We start from the raw sequence: 21567 nt of genomic DNA, 5'->3' as shown, positions 1-21567 counted from the left end.
CCGTCGGGGCCACTGTTTCAGAGCAGAGTTACGCGGCTGCGAATGTCCACTGCTGGTTGCTGGCTCCGGTGCAGGTCCACTGCTGGATGTTTGCGCCGTCGACGGTCGAATGGGCGTTCACGTCCAGGCATTTGCCGCTGTGGCGTGCCCGGAGCTCGGCGAAACCTCCGGCCGTGATCACCTGCCACTGCTGATTCGTGCCGTTGCTGCAGGTCCACTGAACGACATCGGCGCCATCCGCTGCTGAGGCCGTGTAGACGTCCAGGCACTTGCCGCTGTTGCGGTTGACGATCCGGAAGTACCCGCTGCCGGCGTCCTGGAACTCCCATTGCTGGTTGTAGCCGCCGTTCCACGCCCATTGCTGGACGTCTCCCCCGTCGGCGGTCGATTGCCCGAACACGTCGACGACCCGGCCACTGGTGCGGTTGGTGATCCGCTCGTAGTAGGCACCCGCTGTGCCGCCTGGTGAGATGTCGACCTGGGTGATGATCCCGCCGTTGGGCCAGCCTGCCGACAGGATGACGACTCGACCCGACGGCTGGTGCCATGTCAGGTTCCGGCTGTATCCCGCGCCGACCGGGGTCGCCTGCCGAGTCCATGCGCCGGTGCTGCTGCCGCTGGAGTTGACCCACACGTCGCCGCTGCCGGCGGCGTTGTAGACGAGCCGGCCGTCGGGCAGCCGTATGACGACGGGGCTGCCGCCGGTGGCCAGGCTCGGCGAGCCACCGGTTACGGCAAGCGCGCCGATGTCGGTGCCGCCGGCACCACCTGTCGCTCGGAAGTTGAGCGGGTCGGCGAAGATCTTCTGCTTCACGTTCTGGCCGCCGCCGAAGTACTCGTACGTCAGCAGCCATTGGCCGTTCGTCGTCGGCACGACGTTGGGCATGCCGGGTCGGCCCCCGCCGATCTGGTTGACGCCGGCAACGCTTTGCGTGCTGCCGGTCACATCGACGTACGGCACGCTCCATGGCGTTGCCGTGTTGCCGTCCCACTCGCGGTGGGCCACCACCTGGCCGTGTGAGTCCGTGGCGGTGTTGTTGTCGCCCCGCAGGTTGAGCGAGCCGTTCCCGTTGTAGCCGGTGTAGTCGTTCTCATCCGAGTAGTAGGCGATGAGCTCGTTGTTGTGCACCATCAGGTACGGCTCCCACACCGGGTCGACCTGTCGGGAGCTGTTGGCGTTGGCGATGTTGGTGCCGATGGCGCCGGCGCTTCCGCCCTGCCAGCCGCCGGTCGCGATGATGTTCACGAAGCTCCAGGACGCTCCGTTGTCGGTGCTCTTGTAGAGAGCGATGGCCATGTCGCGGCGGTCACCGTCGTTGGACGGCTGCCAGCTGGGGTCGGCAGCCTTGTGCTCCCGGAAGTATTCGTCCTCGCCGGAGACGACCGAGGCCAGCAGCAGCGTGCCGGTGGTGAGGCTGCCGACCGTCTGGGGCATCACGTAGAGGTACGGATTCGTCCAGTTGCTGGTGTAGCGCGCCGGGCCGCCCATGAACGCCGGTGCCCGTACGGTCGCCAGCTGCTGCCATGTCGTGTTGTTGTCGTCGCTCTTGTAGATCGGAATCGACTGGTCGTAGGCGGAGCCGGTCGGGCCGATCGTCGCCTTCTCGAACGCCGCGACCAGGCGGCCGCTCGGCAGCGAGGCTGCCTTCGGGTAGACGACGCAGTTGCCGATTCCCTTGGTGCACTGGGAATTACTCGGCAGCTGGTAGAACGTCTGGGGTGACGGGCTCGCGTCGGCGGGGAGCGCCGACAGTGCGGCTATTCCCGACACGAGACCTGCCACGATCGTGGTCAGGACTCTTCTCTTCGCAGGGGCCATGTGCTGGTTTCCTTCCGGGGGGATCTTCGGGGAGTTCTTGGTGGCTGGAGCCGTGCGCCCGCGTGCCGGCCGCGGCGAGCGGAAGATCGATGGCTACGTAGTCACACTTCCGACGTCGGATCCTCCACCAGGACCCGCACGTCCCACGCAGTCAGCCCGAGTTCGCTGCCTGCGGGCACGGGCTTGTCGTTGAGCACGTCGTGGCAGTCGGCCGGGACCGGGTAGTCGGCCGGGTCGAACGACCAGTTGTGCAGAAATCGCAGGCGCCGGCCATCTGCGGTCGTCGCGCTGGTGCATGTGACGCCGGCGGGCAGGCCGGACCAGGCATTCACCCGCCCGGCGCTCGCCCAGCGCATGACGGCTTCAGCAAGGGTGAGGCCGGGGACGGTGCCGACGTAGGTGATGCGGCCGCGCCCGGCGGTGTTGGTGGTGATGGCGGGCCAGCGTTTGAAGTGGGGGTGCTGGTAGGTGGCCAGGACGGTGGCTCCGTCCACGTTCAGGCCGTCGATCCATCGCGTCGCGGCGCCGTCCGCACCGGTCAGTTCGGCGCCGGCGGTGACCTCTACCGGCGCGAGCAGGTTACTGAATTCGTCGTACCAGACTCCGGCGGCCGCCGCGAGGCGGGCCGGCATCCGGTCGGGGCGGGCTCGGGCCTGTTCATCGGCGTAGCCGGTGCGCGGGCCGAGGATGAGGTGTCCGCCGGCTTCGGCGTACTCGCGCAGCCAGTCGAGGGTGTCGTCGTCGGCCAGATAGAGCCCGGCGGCGACGAGAATGGGGTATTGCCGGGCGGCGTCTGCGGCGGCCGGCCGCTGGTTGGTGTGCAGCATGCGCGCCTGGAGGCCGGCATCGAAGGCCCCGCGGTAGAACGGTTCGACGAGTCCCTGGTAGGCGCGGTCGTCGGGGGTGGCGTCCGGGTGGGACAGGGCCGGGTACTTCTGCATGATCCAGCGGCTGGGCACGGACCACAGGATCGCGACGTCGGCGTCCGGGACCATGGTGTCGAGCAGGTCACCGGCCCGTTTGAAGTCGGCGCCGAGTTGCGCGATCTCACGGTAGGTGCGGCCGGGCTGCCCGCTGTGCGGCAGAATCCCGCCCCAGTAGGTTTCGGTGCCCCACGGCAGGGTGTTGAAGTGCCAGTACTCGATCATCCGGGCGCCGCGGGCGACGAGTGCCCAGGCGGCTTGGCGCCACTGCCCGTCGTAGGCGGGCCGGCTGTCCCACGAGAAGCCGATCGAGGAGGCGTTGGTCTCGGCGACCAGGAATCGGTCCTGCCGCGACGAGTACATCCGGTCGCCGGTGAGGTACAGCGCCCAGACGCCGTCGGTGGTCCAGGTCTGGGTCGGTGTACGGGTGTCGGGCAGTGCCAGGCCGTCCTGCATCACGTAGTAGGCGTTGCCTGAGGTGATGTCCAGGTTCGCGGACAGTGTGGTGTCGTCGAGGGCCGGCCTGTCGTAGGCGAGGCAGGTCGTGATGAACTGCCGCGGTGTGGCGTATTCGCGGACGATGGCGGCCTGCCAGGCGATGAACTCGTCAGTCTGGCGGGACTGGAATCGGCGCCAGGCCAGCTCGTACTGCGGTTGGGCGTTGCCGTCGGGCCGCCACAGGTCGGCCCAGGTGGACAGCCGGTGCGACCAGTAGACCAGCCCCCATTCGTGGTTGAGCCGCTCGACCGTGCCGTACGTGTGGCGCAGGTCGTCGACGAACCGCTGGAACACCCCGTGGTTGTGGAACAGTTCGAAGCCGGGTTCGTTGTCGACCTGGAAGCCGATGACGGCCGGATGGCCGGCGTAGTGGCCGATCACTTTGCGGATCACCCGTTCGGCGTGGTGCCGGAAGGCGGGGTGGGTGTAGTCGACCTCCTGCCGGGCGCCCCACGGGATCGGTTGCCCGCTGGCGCGTTCCCCGGCGATCTCCGGGTATTGGCGGGCCAGCCACATCGGGACGGCGTAGGTCGGGGTGCCCAGGACGACGGCGATGCCGCGCTCGTGCGCGCCGTCCAGCACCGGCCGCAGCCAGTCCAGGTCGAAGCGCCCGTTCTCGGGTTCCCACGTGGACCAGACCGACTCACCGACGCGAATGACCGTGAAGCCGGCCTCGGCCATCAGGTCGAGATCGCCGTCGAGATCGCCGGTGACCCGGTATTCGTGGTAGTAGGCCGCGCCGAACAGGACACCGGGGGGTAGCTGGGGCACAGGGTCTCCTATTCCTTGACGGCGCCGGCGGACAGGCCGGACTGCCAGTAGCGCTGCAGCATGAGGAACGCGGCGATGAGCGGGATGATCGACAGCAGGGATCCGGTGACGACGGAGGCGAGCAGTTCGGCGTTGGCACCGTTGCCGCCGACCGCCTGTGCGGACCACGAGCTGAGCCCGACGGTGATCGGGTACCAGGCCGGATCGTTCAGCATGATCAGCGGCAGGAAGTAGTTGTTCCAGGTCGCCACCAGGGTGAACAGCAGCACCGTGATGAAGCCGGGCATCAGGCTGCGGGCGGTCACCCGGAAGAAGATGGCCAGTTCGCCGGCTCCGTCGATGCGGGCTGCTTCCAGGACGCTCTCGGAGACCGCGTCGCGGGCGTAGACCCACATCAGGAACAGGCCGAACGGGCTGACCAGCGACGGCAGGATGATCGCCCATGGGGTGTTGACCAGGTCCACTTTGCTGAACAGCAGGTAGGTGGGGATGGCCAGGGCGGTGGTCGGGACCATGATCGTGCCCAGGATCAGGCCGAGCAGCGGGCCGCGGCCGCGGAAGGTGTAGCGGGCGAACCCGTAACCGGCGAAGGTCGCGAGCGAGGCCGCGCCGACTGAGCTGACCACCGCGTACACCAGGGTGTTGATCATCCAGCGGGCGTACTCGCCGCCGTTGTGGGTGAGCGTGGCGCGGATGTTGCTGAACAGTGAGAAGTCCTCGCCGAGCCACAGGCCGAAGGTGGAGAACAGGTCTCCGGTGTTCTTGGTGGCGGCGATGACCAGCCAGAACAGCGGGAACAGGAAGTAGACGAGCAGCGCCGCCATGCCCAGGGTGAGCAGGTTGCTCCGGCGTTCGCGCAACGGCCGGCGGCGTACTGGGGTCGGCCGGCGACCGGTGGGGCTGTGGGACACGGGTCGGCCGATGGTGGGCGCGGTCACCGGTGGGGCCTCCGATTCGTCAGGAACAGGACCGCGTACGACACGACGAGGATCACGAATCCGAGCAGGAACGAGACCGCGGCGGCGTAGTTCACCTGCTGGGAGGTGAAGGCGAGGCTGTAGGCGTACAGGTTGGGGGTGTAGGCGGAGTCGATGACGTTGGGGGCGAGCCGCTGGAGCAGGTTGGGCTCGGCGAACAGCTGGAAGCTGCCGATCACTGAGAAGATCAGGCAGAGCAGCAGGGCGGGGCGCAGCGCCGGCAGTTTGATGTGCCAGGCGGTCCGCCAGGGGCCGGCGCCGTCGACGGCTGCGGCCTCGTAGCGTTCGGCGGGGACGGTGCGCAGCGCCGCGTACAGAATGATCATGTTGTATCCGGCGAATTCCCAGGTCACGATGTTGCCGAGCGAGGCCGGCATCCAGCCGTCGGAGAGCAGGGCCGGGGCGGTGTACCCGAGCCGGTCGCCCAGTTGGGACAGCGGGCCGAAGTCGGGGCCGTAGAGGTAACCCCACATCAGCGCGGCGACGACGCTCGGCACGGCGTACGGAATGAAGGCGCCCAGCCGGAACGTGTTCGCCCAGCGCAGCAGACCGCTGTCGACGGCGAGTGCCACAGCCAGGGCCACCAGCAACATGACCGGGACCTGGATCAGGAAGAACAGCGCCACCCGCAGCACCCCGCCGAGCAGACGCGTGTCCTGCACGGCCCGCAGGTAGTTGTCGAGGCCGACGAAGGCGGTGCCGCCGACGAGTTGCTCGCGGAACACGCTCAGGTAGGCGGCGTAGCCGAGCGGCAGCAGGAAGAGCAGGGCAAAACAGATCAAGAACGGACTGACGAAGACGTACGCGCGAGTGGCGGTTTGTGACCTGGCCATCGGTGTTCCTATCGGGCGAGAGTGGGGCACCTCCCGCCGCTCGAAGCGGCGGGAGGCGGCACGGCGGTCAGCCTGCGGTGACGGTGAAGCCCTGGTCCTTGGCGTAGGTCTCGAGCCGGGACTGCCACTGATCGGTCGCGGCGGCGGCGTCGGCCTTGTCGGCGAGGGCCTTGCCGGTGGTCTCCGTCCAGTCCTTGGACGCCTGGTCCAGGAACGGCGGCCACTGCCAGCCCACGTCGACGGTGCCGCTGATCTCGGCGAACAGTTTGTTGACCTCCTGGCCGCCGAAGAACTCGGACTTCTGGCCGGTGAACTCGGGGTCGGCCAGCACCGCCTTGGCGGCCGGGAAGAACTTCTGGACGGTGCTGAACATCTTCGTGGTCGCGGGGTCGGTGTTCAGGAACTCGGCGAACTTCGCGGCCGCGATGGTGTTCTTCGTCCCGGTGATGACGGCGCTGGTGGAACCGCCCCAGTTGCCGGAGACCGGCTTGGTCGCGTCCCACTGCGGGAGCGGCGCGGCCCGCCATTTGCCGGCGGTCGACTTCGCGCTGCCGCTGAGGAAGACCGGGCCCCACGCGGCGGTCAGCCAGGTGGCGTACTTGCCGCTGTTGAAACTCTGGTACCAGTTGTCGGTGAAGTCGGGGTCGGTGGACACGACACCCTCGCCGGCCAGGCCGCCCCAGTATCCGGCCACCTTCTTCGACATCTCGTCGTTGACCGCCAGGCCGACCTCGGCGCCGTTGACCGTGTACGCCTTCGACCCGGCCTGCCACATCAGGCCGTGCCACCCGGCGGGCTCGTTCGCGGAGATGTTGGTCAGGTAGACCTTCGGGTCGGCGGCGTGCAGCTTGCGGGCTGCGGCGGCGAATTCGTCCCAGGTCTCGGGCACCTCGATGCCGTACTTGTCGAAGATGTCGGCCCGGTACAGCATGCCCATCGGGCCGGTGTCCTGCGGGTAGGCCAGGATCTCCCCCTTCGGGCCGGTCACCTGGCCCCAGGTCCAGTCGACGAACTTCGCCTTGTTCGCCTCGGCGCCGTACGGACGCAGGTCCACCAGGCTGTTCGTGATGGAGAACGTCGGGATGTACTGGTACTCGATCTGCGCGACGTCCGGGGCGCCGGTGCCGGCCTTCAACGCGGTGCGCAGTTTGGTGTAGGCGTCCGCGCCCTGACCGGCATTGACGACGTCGACCTTGATCGCCGGGTACTTCTGCTGGAACAGCGTCACCTGCTGCTGGATGTCCGGGACCCAGGTCCAGAAGGTGAGGGTCGTGGGTGTGGTCATGGCCTTGTCGATGTCGGCCTGGCTGACCGGCGCTGCTGGTGCGGTGTCCGTGTCACTCGGCGACGAGTCCGAGCAGCCGGTGAGCACGGCGAGAAAGGTCACTGAGGCCAGCGCCCCGGCCAGCGCACGCCGGCGGCTAACATGTGCTCGAGATATTGACATGGGGGTTCTCCTTCGTGTTGGTCGGCCGCCGTCGCTGACCCGGGGTTCGCAGCCGTGGGGTCGGTGCATGGCGGCCGACACTTCTCCTTATGTGGACGGCCGGGCCGTCGAGTTGCGGATCACCATCCGATGCACGTGCTGGGGCGGTGGCGGCGGAGCGTGATCCGGGTCGTTGAGAAAGTCGGTCAGATAGCGCAGGCCAATCTCGGCGAGTTCCGCGTTGTCGGAGCTGACCGTGGTCAGCGACGGCCACACGTACGCCGCGATCGGAATGTCGTCGAAGCCGGCCACGCTCACGTCACCGGGCACCTGCCGGCCCGCCTCGTGCAGCGACCGTAGGGCGCCGATGGCCATCTCGTCGTTCGCCGCGAAGATCGCGGTGACCTCGGGATCGCGGGCGAGTTCACGGCCGAGCTCATAGCCGCTGCGCGAGGTCCAGTCGCCGGTGAGCGCGTCCGGGACGGCCGCGTTCGCGGCCACCAGCGATGCGGACCAGTTCTGCCGGCGCTCCCGCGCGGCCCACCATTGCTGAGGCCCGGCGATGTGGTGCACGGTGCGGTGTCCGAGTTCCAGCAGGTAGCGGGTCACCTCGGCGGCCGCGTCGCCGCCTTCAGCGGCCCGTACCGACAGTACGGTGGGGGCCTGCACCTCCGGGGTCGCGCCCAGTGCGAGCACGGGGACGTCGATCACCAGAGGGTCGTCCGATTCGTCGACCGGCTCCGACAGAATGATCGCGTCGACACCCTGGACCAGCAGGTTGTCGACCGCGGCTTTCAGCCCGCCGGGGTCGTCCTCGAACGAGGTGGCGACAGTGAGCGAGTAGCTGATCCGCCGGGCCGCCCTCTCCAACGCCACGAGCAGCGCCGACGGCCCGAAGTGCGCGGTGCCCAGTGACACCACACCGATGCGGTGATGGCGCCCGGTCAGCAGCGCGCGGGCGGCCGTGTTGGGACGGTAGCCGAGCTGCTGAGCCGCGGCGAGCACCCGCTCACGCGTCTCCTCGCTGACGGTCGGCTCGTTGTTGAAGACCCGCGAGACCGTCTTCTGCGACACACCCACGAGCCGTGCAACGTCCATGCCGCCAGGGCGCCGCTTGCCCGGGTCCGTCATTGTCCCACCCCCACGATGACTACGTAGTCGCTATGTCTACGTAGTCGCGGGTCCTACGTCAAGGGTTTGCGGGCGACTTTGTGACGGTGGCGTTGCGGGCACTTGTCGGGCGGGTCACCGGCGTTCACCGCCACCCGCACTTGACGCCACGACCACACGTACGCTGACATTGAGCGTCAAGACTAGGTAGTCATCGGTGGGTGCGGGGAGCGCGAAATGGTCGATGCCGGCAAACGCCCGCCTTCCGGCACCGCCGTCGCCCTACTGGCCGGCGTCTCACAGAAGACGGTCTCGCGAGTCTTCAACAACGAGCCCAGCGTCACCGAGGAAACCCGCACGCGCGTACTCGCCGCAGCTCAGCAGCTCGGCTACCGCCCAAACGGCGCGGCGCGCGCACTGCTCACCGGCCGGCACGACCGGATCGGCGTGGTGTCGCTCAGCACAGCCCACTACGGGCCTTCGTCGTTGCTGGTGGCGCTGGAACGGGCCGCACGACGGGCAAACTATTCGCTGATCGTCGCCAACTCGTTCGACGACGACGCCAGCGGAATCAAGGCCGCCGTCGACAACCTGCTCGTCCAAGGCGTCGACGCCATCATCCTGTCCGAGCCGATCGACGACGGCGAGGCTCCGATCACCGTCGACGTACCGGTGCTCACACTCGGCGGCGCACCGAGCGTGCAAGCCCCCACCGTGTTGTCCATGCCCGCCGCGGAGGGTGGCGCCGCTGCCACCGAGGTGACACGGCACCTACTCGCACTCGGACATCGCACCGTGCACCACATCGCCGGGCCTCAGCGCTGGTGGGCGGCACGGGAACGGCAGCGGAGCTGGCACGAAGCTCTCACCGCCACGAACGCGGCCGTCCCGCAGGCGCTCACCGGCGACTGGACACCACGCAGCGGCTATGAACTCGGCCGTGAACTCGCCCGCGATCCCGACGTCACCGCGATCTTCGCAGCCAATGACGACATGGCGATCGGTGCGATCCACGCGCTGCACGAGGCAGGCCGCCAGGTGCCCGGCGACGTGAGCGTCGCCGGGTTCGACGACATCCCGCTGGCAGCGCACGTGACACCGCCCCTGACCACCGTGAGCACCGACAACGCCGAACTCGCCGAAAACGGCCTGCACTACCTGACCGCTTTCCTCGCCGATCCCGACCACGTACCAGCCGCGCCGCAAACACACCAACACCGCATCATCGTTCGCAACTCGACGGGCCCGCCACCGACCTGAACTGACTCCCCCCGGCGTCTTTTGTCAGGGCGCTAGTTGGCCAGCCAGGCCAGCCGGGTCATCGTGGACAGGTCGGAGGCCTGCAGACCGGCGTCGGACAGGGTCCACAGGACGTTCCCGGCGACCAGCGAACGCTGGATCATCGACGGGTAGCCCGTGGCCGTGGGATGGGAGACCTCGCCAGCCGGCTGGATGTCGTCGGTCACCCGCAGCCCGAGGGCCACGCTCTTCGAGTCCCGTCCGTTCCAGGTCGACACCGGTGTGACCAGCAGGTTCGAGGCGGGCCACCAGAGCAGTGCGTGCGGGTCGTACTCGGCGTCCGAGTGGCCGCCGGGGATCTGGTATCGCGCCAGCCGCCGGGGGTTCGCCGGGTCCGAGACGTCGAAGAGCGACACCTGGGTGCCCTGGGTGCGGCCGTCGCCGTCCGCTTCCTGCCCGATGCCGATCAGCCGGTCCACACCGACGGGCTGCAGGTGCGCGGAGTAGCCGGTGATCTTGAGTTCGCCGGTCACCGCCGGTTTCGCCGGATCGCTGAGATCCAGGCTGTAGAGCGGGTCGGTCTGCCGGAACGTGACGACGTAGCCACGTGCGCCGACGAACCGCACCGAGTAGATCCGTTCACCCTTGCCGAGCCCGTCGACGATGCCCGTCTGCGTGAGTTCGCCGTTCTGTTCGGTCAGCACCCGTACCGCGGATCGATCGGTTTTCGGGTCGGTGGTGGCGACCCGAAGACGGGTCTCCCATTCCGACAGCGCGTACTGGTTGATCAGGTAGCCGGGTACGGTCCCGGCCGCCCGGTAGACCGGCGGCTGGTTACCCTCGAACGTGAACTTGTAGAGCTCCGTCTCCTCGCGTGCGGGCCGCGCAACCCGGCCGGCGAAGGATTCGAACCGCCAGCGCTGGTCACTGGCGAGGTAGAGGCTGGTCGCCGTCGCGTACACGGTGTCGCCGTCGGCGGCGACGGTGACCGGGTCACCGCCGCCGAGGGTAGACCGGGCCAGGTCGAAGGTCAGGATGCTGACGAGCGAACCGCCGGAATACTCGGTGGGCCGGCTGACCCGGCCGCAGTCGGCCTTGCCGGTGGTGGTCACCGCGCCGTCGGTCACCTGCCAGCGAGGCAGCCACGCGTCCGCGGAGGCGCTGTCGATCGCGTCGCGGTTCTTGGCGATGCGCTGCTTCTCGTCCGAGACGGTGGGCAGGTCGGGGAACTGGATCCGGGGCGTCGTGCGCAGCACGATCCGTGCGGTGGCGCCGGTCATCCGGGCGTCGACCAGTTGGCCTTCGCCCTGGTATCGGCTGGCGATCGTCGGCGGGCCGGACAGGTCGACGAGCAGCAGTTGGGGACCGTCGGCGATCTCGGCCGGGTTGCCGACGAAGCCGCGCTGATAACCGGCCGGCACGAGTACGAGGGCGGAATCGCCGGTGAGCAACAGTTGGAGCTGGCCCGCGTTCTGGACGCCCAGGTCGACCCGGCCGGTCTCCTTGCGGGTGGCCACGTCCACCACCCGCAGCACACCCTGGCTGACGGTGACGATCCGCCGGCCGTCGGTCTTGACCAGGTCCGGCTCGTCCGCGGCCGTCTCGTGCACGTTGGTGCCGGAGAACGCCGGCGCTGCGTCGCTGGACATCCTGCTCGCTTCGCCCTGCGCGGCCCGGACAGCCCCGTCGAGAAGCTCGGGCCTGCCGCCGCCGCTGAATCCGTACGGTCCGACGCTGGCCTTCGCCGCCCGGCGCAGATCAGCGAACAGCTGATCGCACGAGTCGAACGCCACCAGGCGCATGGCCGTTGCGGTGGAGGGGGACGCCGTGGGCCGCGGTTCGGGGGCGTCCGTGCAGCCGGCGAGCGGGACGGTGAGGGCGAGGGCCGCACACAGGATCAGATGGCGTCGCATGAGGGTGTGACGCCGCGCACCGGGGTCTTGGTTCCACGCTGATCCGGCGACCGCATCGGGCCGCCGGCGGATCTGTTTGTGAAATGTATTGGAAACATCTGTGACGGCATGTCTTCCGGGGCCGGGCAGCTGGGACCTATGTTCGAATGGTGTCCACCCGCGACGAGTTCCGGCTGGCCGAGGCGGTCGCCGACGTCTACGGCGACCTGCGACTCGACGCCGTCCTGCTGCGGCTGCTACACCACACGACGCGTCTCACCGGCTCCACCGCGGGCAGCGTCTCGATGATCGACACCGCCGCCGGCCGCTACACCAAAGCCGCCGAATACGGATCCCGGTGCCGGCTCGGCGACACGTTCCCCCTCGACGAGGGCGCCACCGGGCGGGCGTTCGGCAGCCGGCGGCCCGTGGTCATCCCCGAGTACGGCCAGCTGCGCACCGGCCACCTGGCCGGCACCGATCCGGCCCGTCGTGGGCCGGCCGCCGCGGTGCCGATCTGGTGGCGCGGTGAGATGATCGCGGTCAGTGTCACCTTCGCACCCCGGGACGGCTCGTTCTCCAGCCGCGACGTCGACGACCTGGAGACGCTGACCCAGACCGCCGCCGCGGCGATCGTCCGCACCGGACAGCCCGGCGCGCCGCTGGCCACAGTGCTGCGTCTGCTGCGCTCGGACCCGTTCACCGCCCGGGAACTGGAGGTGCTCGAACTGCTCCGGCAGGGCCTCACCTACCGGGCCATCGCGACCCGGCTCAGGCTGTCGCCGAAGACGGTGGAGAAACACGTCGGCGCGATCATGCGCAAGACCGGCACCTCCAACCGCACCGCGGCGGTGGTGACCGCACTCGACTGCGGCTGGCTGACGACCGGCCTGGGGGAAACACCCCATACCGCGGCCGGGTGAACCTTGGCTTGACTGGGTGCATGCCCGTCGTGCCCATGAAGGACATCCTCGACCGCGCCCTGGCCGAGCGTTACGGTGTCGCCGCTTTCAACATCGTCAACGACCTCACCATCGAAGCGGTTCTCGCGGCAGCCGTCGAGGAACGGGCACCGGTCATCCTGCAAACCTCGGTCAAGACCGTCCAGATGTACGGCCGCAGCCAGCTCCACGACATCGTCCGGGCGCTGCTGCGTGACGTCGACGTGCCGGTCACCCTGCACCTGGACCACTGCCCCGACCGTGCGGTGATCTCCGACTGCCTGGCCGGCGGCTGGAACTCGGTGCTCTTCGACGCCCACGAACTGAACGTCGCCGAGAACCTGCGCCAGACCATCGAGGTCGTCGCCGAAGCCCGCCGCACGGGCGCCCACGTCGAAGGTGAGATCGAGGGCATCCAGGGTGTCGAGGACGGCATCGGCTCCGACGCGGCTGCCACGATCCAGTCCCTTGAGGTCGCCGTCGACTTCATCAAGCAGACCGGCGTCGACTGTTTCGCCCCGGCCATCGGCAACGCCCACGGCCAGTACCGGCAGGCGCCCCGGCTGGACGGGCAGCGGGTCAGCGACCTGGTCGCGGCGACCGGGGTGCCGATGGCGCTGCACGGCGGAACCGGACTGTCCGACGAGCAGTTCACCGACCTCATCGCCCGCGGATGCGCCAAGGTCAACATCTCGACGGCGCTCAAGGAGAGCTACCTCAAAGCCGGCCTCGAACACCTGCGCGCGGCCGCCGACCGCGACAAGTGGGACCCGCCGGCACTGTTCCGCCACCAACGGGCCGCCGTCATGCAGATGGCCGGCCGGCACATCCGCCTGTTCGGCGGCTCCGGCAAGGCCTGGTGACGGCGATGACCGCGATCATCTTCGACTGCGACGGAGTGCTGGCCGACACCGAACGACACGGCCATCTGCCGGCCTTCAACGCCACCTTCGAGCAGTTCGGCCTCCCGGTGCGATGGACCGAGCGGGAGTACGGCGACAAGCTCACGATCAGCGGCGGCAAGGAGCGGATGGCCAGCCTGTTCGACGAACCCGCCTTCGCTTCCGTGCTGCGCGGCCGCGACCGTACCGAAGCACTCTTGAAATGGCATGAGGCGAAGACCCGGACGTTCCGCAGACTCGTCGCCGAAGGTCGCATCCCCGCCCGGCCGGGCATCGCCCGGCTGATCCCCGCGGCGCTTGACGCGGGCTGGATCGTCGCGGTCGCGTCCACCTCCGCGGAGGCCTCGGTGCGCGCGGTGCTGGAGAGCGCGGTCGGCGCCGCCACCGCGCAACGGGCGCCGGTTTTCGCCGGCGACGTGGTGCCGGCGAAGAAGCCCGACCCGGCCATCTACCGGCTGGCCGTCGACCGTCTCGGCCTGGACGAGAACGACACGCTGGTCGTCGAGGACTCCCGCAACGGGCTGCTGGCCGCGACCGGCGCCGGGCTGCGCTGCCTGGTGACCGTCAACGGATACACCCGCGACCAGGACTTCTCCGAAGCCGTCCTGGTCGTCTCGGAACTCGGCGACCCCGGCCGCCCGCCGATCGAGATCCTCGCCAACCGCGGACCGGCCCGGCCCGGCGACCATCTCACCCTCGACGACCTGCGCGCCTGCCTGGAGGGACCACGATGAGCATCGAGGCGACCGAACAGGTGGTCCGCACGATCGCCGAGACCGCCATCGCCAACGAGAGGTACTTCGGCGACCTGGACGCGGTGGTCGGCGACGGCGACTTCGGATACTCCCTGGCCCGCGGCTTCGAGAAACTCCTCGAAGGCTGGGACGACCTGGACCGGACCGACACCGGGACATTCCTCAAACGTACCGGAATGGTGATCGCCTCCCGGATCGGCGGAACCTCCGGGCCGATCTGGGGCACCGCCTTCCTGCGCGCCGGAGCCACCGCCGCAGGCGTGAAGGACCCGACCGGGCCGCAGGTCGTCGCGATGTTGCGGGCCGCCGCCGACGGCATCAAGGCCCGCGGCCAGTCGGACGTCGGCGACAAGACACTGCTCGACGCGCTGGTGCCGATGACCGACCGCCTGGAGACCGAGATCGGCAACGGCGCGAGCCCGCGGGAGGCGATCCGGGCCGCCGCGGGCACCGCCCGGGAGGCAGCCGACGCCACCAGCGGCATGGTCGCCAAGCGAGGGCGCGCGGCGTACACCGGCGAGCGCAGCAGGGGTTCGGCCGACGCCGGCGCGATAGCCGTGGCCGTCATCGCCGAACGGATCAGCGAGACCTGGCAGAACGGAGAGACGTCGTGAAGAAATTCGTCAACGATCCGAAGAACTTCGTCCCGGAGATGCTGGAAGGCATCGCCCTGGCCAACCCGGACACCCTGCGTTACATCCCCGCCTACAACCTGATCATGCGAGCCGGCGCGCCGTACGAGAACAAGGTGTCGATCGTCCAAGGGTCCGGGTCAGGTCATGAACCCGCCCACGTGATGGCCGTCGGCCGGGGAATGCTCGACGCGGCCTGCCCCGGTGACGTGTTCGCGGCACCACCGATGGACTACGTGTACGAGACCGCGAAACTGCTCGCCTCCCCGCACGGTGTCCTGTTGCTGGTCAACAACTACACCGGCGACCGGATGGCGTTCGACATGGGCAAGGAGATGGCCGAGGCGGACGGCATCCGCTGCGAGATCCTGACCGTCAACGACGACGTCGCCGTCCAGGACTCCCTCTACACCGTCGGACGCCGCGGGGTCGCCGGCAACTTCTTCGTCATCAAGAGCGTCGGCGCGGCCGCCGAGCGGGGAGCCGACCTGGACGAACTGCTGCGCATCGGCCGCAAGGTCAACGACGTGACCAGGACGATGGGTGTCGGGCTGACCGCGTGCACCCCGCCGGCCAAGGGCACGCCGCTGTTCGAACTGGGCGGCGACGAGATCGAGTTCGGTGTCGGGATCCACGGCGAACCCGGCCGGGAGCGGCGCAAGCTTGCCCCGGCCGATCAGCTCGCCGACGACCTGCTCGACGCGGTGGTGACCGACCTGCCGTACGAATCGGGGGACCGGGTCGCGGTGATGATCAACGGGTTGGGCGGGACACCGATCAGTGAGCTCTACATCCTGTTCCGGCGAGCACATCAGCGGCTGGCCGAGCGAGGGATCACGATCGGGCGCAGCTACGTCAACGAATACTGCACCTCCCTGGACATGGCCGGGGCCTCGATCACCCTCGTACGCCTCGATGACGAGATCGAGGACCTGCTCGCGGCACCCGCCGAGGCCGCCATCCGGATCTTCTGAGTTTCGGCGACCGAACGCCGCGTCAAGAGCTGGACCGCTCCTCCGGTAGGCGGTCACGACCGCCTACCGGACGCCCACCGCGCGGCCCTGGCTCAGGCCTCCCACCCGGCGACGGCGGCGCGGACCACGCCCTGTTCGGAGTCGGTCAGCAGTTCGGGCTCGGCGAGCAGGTGCGGGGCCGCTGCGGCGCGCTCGTGCTCCAGGCCGGGGCGGTCGAGCATGGTGAGCGCGGCGCGGCGGGCGGCTACCCGTACCAGCGGGTTGGTGTGTTCGAAGTTGGCGGCGACCGCCGGATAGAAGGACGGGATCGCCTCGCGGACGGCGTCGGCGTCGGGCTCGTTGTCGAATTCCTCGAACTCGATGGCGCTGCCGGCGAGCACGTTCAGCCAGCTCAGCATGGCCGCCTTGCCCATCTTGGTGCGCGGATCGGTCAGGACGGCGGCGACGTAGCGCGCGGCCGGCAGGGTGGCCGAGTAGAGGTTGCCCTGGTGGGTCAGGTTCCAGGTCAGGGTGTGCATGGCCGCGGCGAAGTCGGCCGTCTCCCCGTTGAGGAGCGGCTGCAACAGGCCGGGCAGGTCCTCCGCGGAACCGTAGGCGTCTTCCAGATCCCCCCAGGCGGTGGTGGCGAGGATGTCTTCCGGTGTGGTCACGGGGCGCATGCTAACCGGTTTGATCTTGATTGCCACATGATCGCGCAAACATTCACCGTCGGTGAGCGGACGCGCGCAACCAGGCGTCGAATGATGGCGCTGGCACGTTGCTGCACAAATATGACCATCTCGGCATGTTGACGCCTTCAGATGCATCGATGAACGTGAATCGGTAGCGGTCGGTGCACGGTGACACCGGCCATCCCCTGACTGAGGTGCCGATGACCAGGTTCCCGCATTTCCGGCGATCACGGGCGCGCCGGCTGCTGGCCGCAGTGACGACCACGATGCTCCTGCTGATCTCTGCGGGGCTCATGATGCCCGGCAGCGCGACCGCGGCCGGCCCGGACACCGGCGAACCGGGCTACTGGATGGTGGCCTCGCCCGCGACTGCCGTGGGTGAGCTGGCCGACGACCTCAGCAAGCGCGGCTACGACGTCATGGAGGGCCTGTCGCGAGACGGGGTGCCGATCCTGGCGACCGTGGCTCAAGCCCGGCGGCTGCGAGGAGACGGCTTGAGCGTGCGGTACACCGGACCGCTCTACCAGCCGGTGCCGGTGTCAGTGCAGGCCGCTGCCGACACCTACTACGGCGGCTATCACACCGCGGCCGCGCACGAGACCCACAACCAGCAGGTCGTGACGGCCCACCCCGACCTGGCGGCCCTGAAGACCATCGGCCAGTCATGGCTGAAGACCCAGAACCGGGGCGGTCACGACATCCAGGCCCTGTGCATCACGAAGATCACCACCGGTGACTGCGCGCTGAGCACCACCGGCTCGAAACCGAAGTTCACGCTGATGGCCCAGATGCACGCGCGCGAACTGGCCACCGGTGAGCTCGCGTACATGTGGATCGACTACCTGGTGGCCAACTACGGCAAGGTCGCTGCTGTGACGACGCTGATGGACACGACCGAGCTGTGGGTCATCCCGATCGCCAACCCGGACGGCGTCGACATCGTCTCCTCCAACTCGACGCGGCCCGTCTCCCAGCGCAAGAACGCCCATGACAACGGGTGCTCGGGCACCGGGCTCGGGGTCGACCTCAACCGGAACTCGAGTTACCACTGGGACGTCAACCAGGGCACCAAGTGCACCGAGACCTATCCCGGTGCGAGTGCCGGGAGTGAGCCGGAGACGCGGGCCATTCAGAGCTTCCTGGCGAGCATCTACCGCGACACCAAGCCGGCCGCTGACTTCTCGGCGGCGACGACCGCCACCACCGGCACCTTCCTCACGCTGCACAGTTACGCCGAACTGAATATCTACCCGTACGGCTGGACGAACTCGCTCGCGCCGAACAACACCGATCTCAAGACGATCGCCACGAACATGGCCAAGTCCAACAGGTACACGGTCGTGCACGGCGACGGTGGTCTGAACTACTTCGCGCCGGGTGCCACCGACGATTGGATCTACGGGACGCTGGGGGTGCCCGGGTACACGATCGAGGTCGGTCCCAGCAGCTCCTCGTGCAGTGGGTTCTTCCCCGCGTACAGCTGCATGGCGTCTTTCTGGAGTCGCAACCTGCCCGCCTTCATGACCCTGGGGACAGCGGCCGCCAAGCCGTACCCGACCGGTAGCTGACACCACCACCATCCACCGGGGGCCGCTGTCCTGGCATCACGACCAAGGCAGCGGCCCCTCGGTGTGCGATGCCATTGCCGACTGGTCGTCCGGCCACATCTACGCCGTCTCCGCCGGCGTCGCCTGCCTGGGCATCCTCGCCGGCCCGGATCCGGTTGTTCGGCATCTGCACCCAGCTGCCCGAACCCGGCCAGGCGTGCCAGGTGAGCCGACCAGGAGATACCGGAACACTCGTCCGCGGTCGAGTTGTACGACTCCTGAACCGGCGGCCGCCTCGGCGCAGTGCCGTTGCGGCACACGATGGTTGACAGCCGCTCCTGTCACCACCCTGTCGTTCCGGGGCCACCCTTGAACGGGCCGGTGATGTCGGCGGTTATCCAACCGCCGTAGAAGTCGCCCTCCTGCGGGCGGACGAGTTCGCCGCCGACCCGGCACTCGCCCACGCGGCTCGGATAGAAGGCCACGGCCGAGGTCAACTCATCGTACCCGGGTGCGGGACGTTCGTAGGACCAGCCGGCCCGCGGCACCCGGATCTCGCCGACGACGAGGTCCCAGTAGGTGGCGACGCCCTTGAACTCGCAGTACGAGTGGCCGGCCGCGGCCTCGAGGACGCCGTCAGCGATGTCGTCGCGCGGCACGTAGAAGACCGGCGGATGTGAGGTCTCCAGCACCCGCAGGCAGCGGACACTGTCGGCGACCACCAGACCCGAGTTCACGATGGTCACCCGGACCGTGGTGCGTTCGACCCGCGGCGGGCGCGGATAGTCCCAGACCGACTCCATCGGTCCAGCTTGACGGCTCCCCACGCGCCGCGCACCAAAGTCTGCGGCCTGGAACGTCCCGGAGTTCGCCGAGGTGCGTCACATTCCGGGAAGGCCGGCCAGCCCGGCGATCAGGCCCAGTCCGGCGCAGACGCCGAGCACCCGCAGCACCGACCATTTGCGCCAGAAGATCAAAACCGAGGCGACAACGGCGATCAGCAGGGGTACGGGCCGCACGGCGCCGAGGTCGGGCAGGGTCATGTGCACCGGCCCTGCATCGACCTCGTGCACCTGACTGAACAGGGTGTGCACCGCGAAGTAGAGGCCGAGGTTGGCGATGACTCCGACGACCGCAGCGGTGATGCCGGTCAGCGCCGCCGACAGTGACGGGTTACCGCGCAGCCGTTCCACGTAGGGGGCGCCGAGCAGGATGAACAGGAAGCAGGGCACGAACGTCACCCAGGTGGTCAGCAGCGACGCGGCGACACCGGCCACCCACGGGTCCAGGCTGCCGGGGTTGCCGTAGGCGCCGAGGAAGGCGACGAACTGCACCACCATGATCAGCGGCCCCGGCGTCGACTCGGCCAGGGCCAGTCCGCGGACCATGTCACCGGCCGACAGCAACGCGTACTGCTCGACGGCGCGCTGCGCGACGAACGCGAGGACCGCGTAGGCGCCGCCGAACGTGACCACCGCGGTGCCGGAGAAGAACAGACCCTGCTGGGTGTAGACGCTGTAGGAGCCGGTGAACACGACGAACAGCGCCACCGGGAGGAACCAGACAACCAGCCCGATCGCCAGGATCGTCGCGGTCCGGCGGCCGGACGGCTGGTCGTGATGCAGCGCGTCGTCGGAGATCAGCGGCTCGGGGCCGGTCTTGGCCGTACCGTGGCCACCCGAACTTTCGACCAACGCCGGCCGCCACCGGTGCAGCGCCCAGCCGGCCAGCGCGGCCAACACCACGACCACCGGAAACGGCACCGCGAACACCGCCAGCGACAGAAACGCGAGAACGGCGAAGGCGATCAGCGTGCGGCTGGACAACGCGCGGCCCGCGACCCGCCACACCGCCTGCACGACGACCGCCACCACCGCCGGGGCGAGTCCGGCGAACAGTGCCGTCACGACCGTGGTGTCACCGAACCCGACGTAGATCGCGGACAACACGAGCAGCGCGACCACGCCCGGGAGCACGAACAGGGTGCCCGCGACCAGGCCGCCGCGCATGCCGTTGACCAGCCAGCCGACGTAGATCGCCAACTGCTGGGCCTCCGGGCCGGGCAGCAGCATGCAGTAGTTCAGCGCGTGCAGGAACCGGCGCTGACCGATCCAGCGGCGCTCGTCGACCAGGTGCCGCTGCATGACCGCGATCTGCCCGGCCGGGCCACCGAAGGTCTGCAGCGAGATGCCGAACCAGGCCCGCACCGCCTGCCGGAACGGGACGACGTCACGGGTCTCGCCGACCGACTGGCTCATCCGGGGGTCCTGTTCAACAGCACGGCGCGGCGCTGGTACTCGTAGAGCCCGTCGAAGATCAGGCCGCTGACCGCGAGGACGTTGTCGTCGTCGCAGGTCATCGACAGCCCGCGCAGCATCACGTCGAAGCCGGTGCCCTCGGGCGCGTCGTAGCGCTCGTCGGCCAGGTCGGCCTCGTGCACGATCTCGGCGATCTTCCACAGGACCGGGTCGTGTAGCTCGTACCGTCGCAGGATCGTTTCGAACGAACAGTCACCTTTGTGGTGGCCGAGTTCGGCACCGCGCATGTCGAACGGTGTCGCGTCGGCGGGGACCGCGGAGCGGTCGTCGACGAACAGGAACTCCGCAGCCGGGTCGATGTGCGTGCGGATCAGCCACGCGCACGCGGCCCGGTCGATGTGCACGCCGGCACGGGTCGCCCATTTCATGCCCTCTCCCCCACGGTGGCGTCGCGGTCTGCCAGCGCCTGCACCGCGATGCGCGCGGCCTCGCGTTCGGCGGGCGGGAAGTAGTCACGGTCGGTGATGCGGCGCAGCTCGCCGCGCAGCCTGCGGATCAGGCGGGAGCGTTCGGCGTCGTCGGCGGGCGCCGTCGCGGCTTGGTCGATCACCGCACGGTACTCGGCGGCGCGGGCCGCGCGCATGCCGTCGACGACGGCGTCTTCCTGGGTGCGGTCGCCGGGTGTTGCGATCCAGATCATCGCGGTGCCGCCGTTGTCGACGATCTCTTCGGCGACCCAGTCGAGTTGTTCCCTGGTGCGGTCGTCGGCGGGCAGGGCGATCAGCCCGTCGCCGAGGCGGGCCACGCCGAGGCGCTCCAGCTTGCGCCACACCGCGATGCGCGGCTGCGACGGCTCCCTCGGGATCCGGTACGACAGCAGCACCCATTGTCCGGTCTTCTCCACCCGTTCCACCTGCACACTGTAACCACGGTTACGCTGGCATTGGAAGGCGTCTTCGAAGGTGGGTGGTGACGATGGGGGAACGGACGGTCCTGTTCGTATGTGCGCACGGTGCGGGCAAGAGCCGGATCGCGGCAGCCTGGTTCGACGGCCTACGGCTTCCTGGCTGGACCGCGTCGTCGGCCGGCCTCCAGCCGCAGACCGAGGTGAGCGTGCACGCCGCGCGGCTGCTCGCCGGCACACCGGTGCGCCCCCTGCTGGATGAGGCGGCACCCCGGCCGGTGTCGGCGGTACCGGAGGCGGACCTGCTGGTCCTCATCGACGGCGACGACCGGTTCCCCGCCGACGTGCGGTGGACACTGAAGCAACAGACCTTCGACCAGCAGATGTGCGCCGAGATCCGCGACCGCGTGCACGCCCTCGCCGCGAGCCTGGCACCGCCGCCATGAAGGACGCGGACCACTCGTAGACGGCCGCCCGGCAGCGATCCGGATGATC

General features: G+C 68.9%; 20 protein-coding genes. 8 read left to right on the top strand and 12 right to left on the bottom strand.

The features are described from left to right. Positions 1–28 precede the first annotated feature (28 nt). The 6 genes from AB0E94_RS26240 to AB0E94_RS26215 form a co-directional block, all read right to left on the bottom strand. Complete coding sequence (locus tag AB0E94_RS26240) at positions 29–1819, bottom strand: RICIN domain-containing protein (RefSeq protein ID WP_360330753.1); 1791 nt, start codon at positions 1817–1819, stop codon at positions 29–31. A 101-nt stretch (positions 1820–1920) separates the two neighbouring features. Beyond that, positions 1921–4011, bottom strand: a complete 2091-nt coding sequence (locus AB0E94_RS26235) for a beta-galactosidase (RefSeq protein ID WP_360330750.1) — start codon at positions 4009–4011, stop codon at positions 1921–1923. Positions 4012–4019: 8 nt separating this feature from the next. Beyond that, complete coding sequence (locus tag AB0E94_RS26230; RefSeq protein ID WP_360330747.1) at positions 4020–4871, bottom strand: carbohydrate ABC transporter permease; 852 nt, start codon at positions 4869–4871, stop codon at positions 4020–4022. Between the two features lie 74 nt (positions 4872–4945). After that, on the bottom strand, positions 4946–5821 hold the full coding sequence (locus AB0E94_RS26225) for a sugar ABC transporter permease (protein ID WP_360330744.1): 876 nt from the start codon (positions 5819–5821) through the stop codon (positions 4946–4948). A gap of 67 nt (positions 5822–5888) precedes the next feature. Beyond that, on the bottom strand, positions 5889–7208 hold the full coding sequence (locus tag AB0E94_RS26220) for an extracellular solute-binding protein (RefSeq protein ID WP_360330741.1): 1320 nt from the start codon (positions 7206–7208) through the stop codon (positions 5889–5891). A gap of 147 nt (positions 7209–7355) precedes the next feature. Further along, positions 7356–8345: a LacI family DNA-binding transcriptional regulator gene (locus AB0E94_RS26215; protein WP_360330738.1), complete on the bottom strand. Its 990-nt coding sequence runs from the start codon at positions 8343–8345 to the stop codon at positions 7356–7358. Between the two features lie 249 nt (positions 8346–8594). Here AB0E94_RS26215 and AB0E94_RS26210 point away from each other — a divergent pair, with 249 nt between their 5' ends. After that, positions 8595–9617 carry a LacI family DNA-binding transcriptional regulator gene (locus tag AB0E94_RS26210; RefSeq protein ID WP_360330735.1) on the top strand — a complete coding sequence of 341 codons (1023 nt, stop codon included), beginning with the start codon at positions 8595–8597 and terminating at the stop codon, positions 9615–9617. 32 nt (positions 9618–9649) lie between these two features. On the opposite strand, the gene AB0E94_RS26205 is transcribed toward AB0E94_RS26210, so the two are convergent. Continuing rightward, positions 9650–11509, bottom strand: coding sequence for a beta-propeller domain-containing protein (locus AB0E94_RS26205; RefSeq protein WP_360330732.1), 1860 nt, complete (start codon positions 11507–11509; stop codon positions 9650–9652). A gap of 149 nt (positions 11510–11658) precedes the next feature. On the opposite strand from AB0E94_RS26205, the gene AB0E94_RS26200 reads away from it, so the two are divergent. From AB0E94_RS26200 to dhaK, 5 genes are read left to right on the top strand one after another with little or no spacing between them, the layout of a single operon-like run. Further along, positions 11659–12411, top strand: coding sequence for a LuxR C-terminal-related transcriptional regulator (locus AB0E94_RS26200; protein ID WP_360330729.1), 753 nt, complete (start codon positions 11659–11661; stop codon positions 12409–12411). A gap of 20 nt (positions 12412–12431) precedes the next feature. Next, on the top strand, positions 12432–13292 hold the full coding sequence (locus AB0E94_RS26195; RefSeq protein ID WP_360330726.1) for a class II fructose-bisphosphate aldolase: 861 nt from the start codon (positions 12432–12434) through the stop codon (positions 13290–13292). Positions 13293–13297: 5 nt separating this feature from the next. Beyond that, positions 13298–14065 carry an HAD-IA family hydrolase gene (locus tag AB0E94_RS26190; protein ID WP_360330723.1) on the top strand — a complete coding sequence of 256 codons (768 nt, stop codon included), beginning with the start codon at positions 13298–13300 and terminating at the stop codon, positions 14063–14065. Beyond that, positions 14062–14700 carry a dihydroxyacetone kinase subunit DhaL gene (dhaL, locus tag AB0E94_RS26185; RefSeq protein WP_360330720.1) on the top strand — a complete coding sequence of 213 codons (639 nt, stop codon included), beginning with the start codon at positions 14062–14064 and terminating at the stop codon, positions 14698–14700. Before AB0E94_RS26190 ends, dhaL begins: the two co-directional genes overlap by 4 nt. Next, the gene (gene dhaK / locus AB0E94_RS26180; protein ID WP_360330717.1) at positions 14697–15692 is read left to right on the top strand and encodes a dihydroxyacetone kinase subunit DhaK; all 996 of its coding nucleotides are present in this window, start codon (positions 14697–14699) and stop codon (positions 15690–15692) included. The genes dhaL and dhaK overlap by 4 nt, the downstream gene beginning before the upstream one ends. 92 nt (positions 15693–15784) lie before the next feature. Here the strand turns inward: dhaK and AB0E94_RS26175 are convergent, their stop codons facing one another. Next, entirely contained in the window at positions 15785–16342 is a 558-nt protein-coding gene (locus AB0E94_RS26175) for a hypothetical protein (protein WP_360330714.1), read from the bottom strand. A gap of 221 nt (positions 16343–16563) precedes the next feature. Between AB0E94_RS26175 and AB0E94_RS26170 the strand changes: the two genes are divergently transcribed. After that, positions 16564–17931 carry a M14 family zinc carboxypeptidase gene (locus tag AB0E94_RS26170; protein ID WP_360330711.1) on the top strand — a complete coding sequence of 456 codons (1368 nt, stop codon included), beginning with the start codon at positions 16564–16566 and terminating at the stop codon, positions 17929–17931. Positions 17932–18251: 320 nt separating this feature from the next. Here the strand turns inward: AB0E94_RS26170 and AB0E94_RS26165 are convergent, their stop codons facing one another. From AB0E94_RS26165 to AB0E94_RS26150, 4 genes are all read right to left on the bottom strand, one after another. Further along, complete coding sequence (locus AB0E94_RS26165; protein WP_360330708.1) at positions 18252–18713, bottom strand: DUF427 domain-containing protein; 462 nt, start codon at positions 18711–18713, stop codon at positions 18252–18254. 78 nt (positions 18714–18791) lie between these two features. Beyond that, entirely contained in the window at positions 18792–20168 is a 1377-nt protein-coding gene (gene chrA, locus AB0E94_RS26160; protein ID WP_360330705.1) for a chromate efflux transporter, read from the bottom strand. After that, positions 20165–20596, bottom strand: coding sequence for a chromate resistance protein ChrB domain-containing protein (locus AB0E94_RS26155; protein ID WP_360330702.1), 432 nt, complete (start codon positions 20594–20596; stop codon positions 20165–20167). The genes chrA and AB0E94_RS26155 overlap by 4 nt, the downstream gene beginning before the upstream one ends. Continuing rightward, positions 20593–21081, bottom strand: coding sequence for a Chromate resistance protein ChrB (locus tag AB0E94_RS26150; RefSeq protein WP_360330699.1), 489 nt, complete (start codon positions 21079–21081; stop codon positions 20593–20595). Before AB0E94_RS26150 ends, AB0E94_RS26155 begins: the two co-directional genes overlap by 4 nt. A 62-nt stretch (positions 21082–21143) precedes the next feature. Between AB0E94_RS26150 and AB0E94_RS26145 the strand changes: the two genes are divergently transcribed. Continuing rightward, the gene (locus AB0E94_RS26145; RefSeq protein ID WP_360330696.1) at positions 21144–21518 is read left to right on the top strand and encodes a hypothetical protein; all 375 of its coding nucleotides are present in this window, start codon (positions 21144–21146) and stop codon (positions 21516–21518) included. Positions 21519–21567: the final 49 nt, after the last annotated feature.

It is taken from the genome of Actinoplanes sp. NPDC026670, from assembly GCF_040638175.1.
GTDB lineage: Bacteria > Actinomycetota > Actinomycetes > Mycobacteriales > Micromonosporaceae > Actinoplanes.
This window is presented reverse-complemented; position numbering and strand designations above follow the sequence as displayed.

Coding starts and splice junctions, on each gene's coding strand:
- AB0E94_RS26145 (WP_360330696.1), top strand. CDS start 21,144: ATGGGGGAACGGACGGTCCTGTTCGTATGTGCGCACGGTGCGGGCAAG.
- AB0E94_RS26195 (WP_360330726.1), top strand. CDS start 12,432: ATGCCCGTCGTGCCCATGAAGGACATCCTCGACCGCGCCCTGGCCGAG.
- AB0E94_RS26215 (WP_360330738.1), bottom strand. CDS start 8,345: ATGGACGTTGCACGGCTCGTGGGTGTGTCGCAGAAGACGGTCTCGCGG.
- AB0E94_RS26190 (WP_360330723.1), top strand. CDS start 13,298: ATGACCGCGATCATCTTCGACTGCGACGGAGTGCTGGCCGACACCGAA.
- dhaL (WP_360330720.1), top strand. CDS start 14,062: ATGAGCATCGAGGCGACCGAACAGGTGGTCCGCACGATCGCCGAGACC.
- AB0E94_RS26240 (WP_360330753.1), bottom strand. CDS start 1,819: ATGGCCCCTGCGAAGAGAAGAGTCCTGACCACGATCGTGGCAGGTCTC.
- AB0E94_RS26165 (WP_360330708.1), bottom strand. CDS start 18,713: ATGGAGTCGGTCTGGGACTATCCGCGCCCGCCGCGGGTCGAACGCACC.
- AB0E94_RS26155 (WP_360330702.1), bottom strand. CDS start 20,596: ATGAAATGGGCGACCCGTGCCGGCGTGCACATCGACCGGGCCGCGTGC.
- AB0E94_RS26170 (WP_360330711.1), top strand. CDS start 16,564: ATGACCAGGTTCCCGCATTTCCGGCGATCACGGGCGCGCCGGCTGCTG.
- AB0E94_RS26210 (WP_360330735.1), top strand. CDS start 8,595: ATGGTCGATGCCGGCAAACGCCCGCCTTCCGGCACCGCCGTCGCCCTA.
- AB0E94_RS26205 (WP_360330732.1), bottom strand. CDS start 11,509: ATGCGACGCCATCTGATCCTGTGTGCGGCCCTCGCCCTCACCGTCCCG.
- AB0E94_RS26225 (WP_360330744.1), bottom strand. CDS start 5,821: ATGGCCAGGTCACAAACCGCCACTCGCGCGTACGTCTTCGTCAGTCCG.
- chrA (WP_360330705.1), bottom strand. CDS start 20,168: ATGAGCCAGTCGGTCGGCGAGACCCGTGACGTCGTCCCGTTCCGGCAG.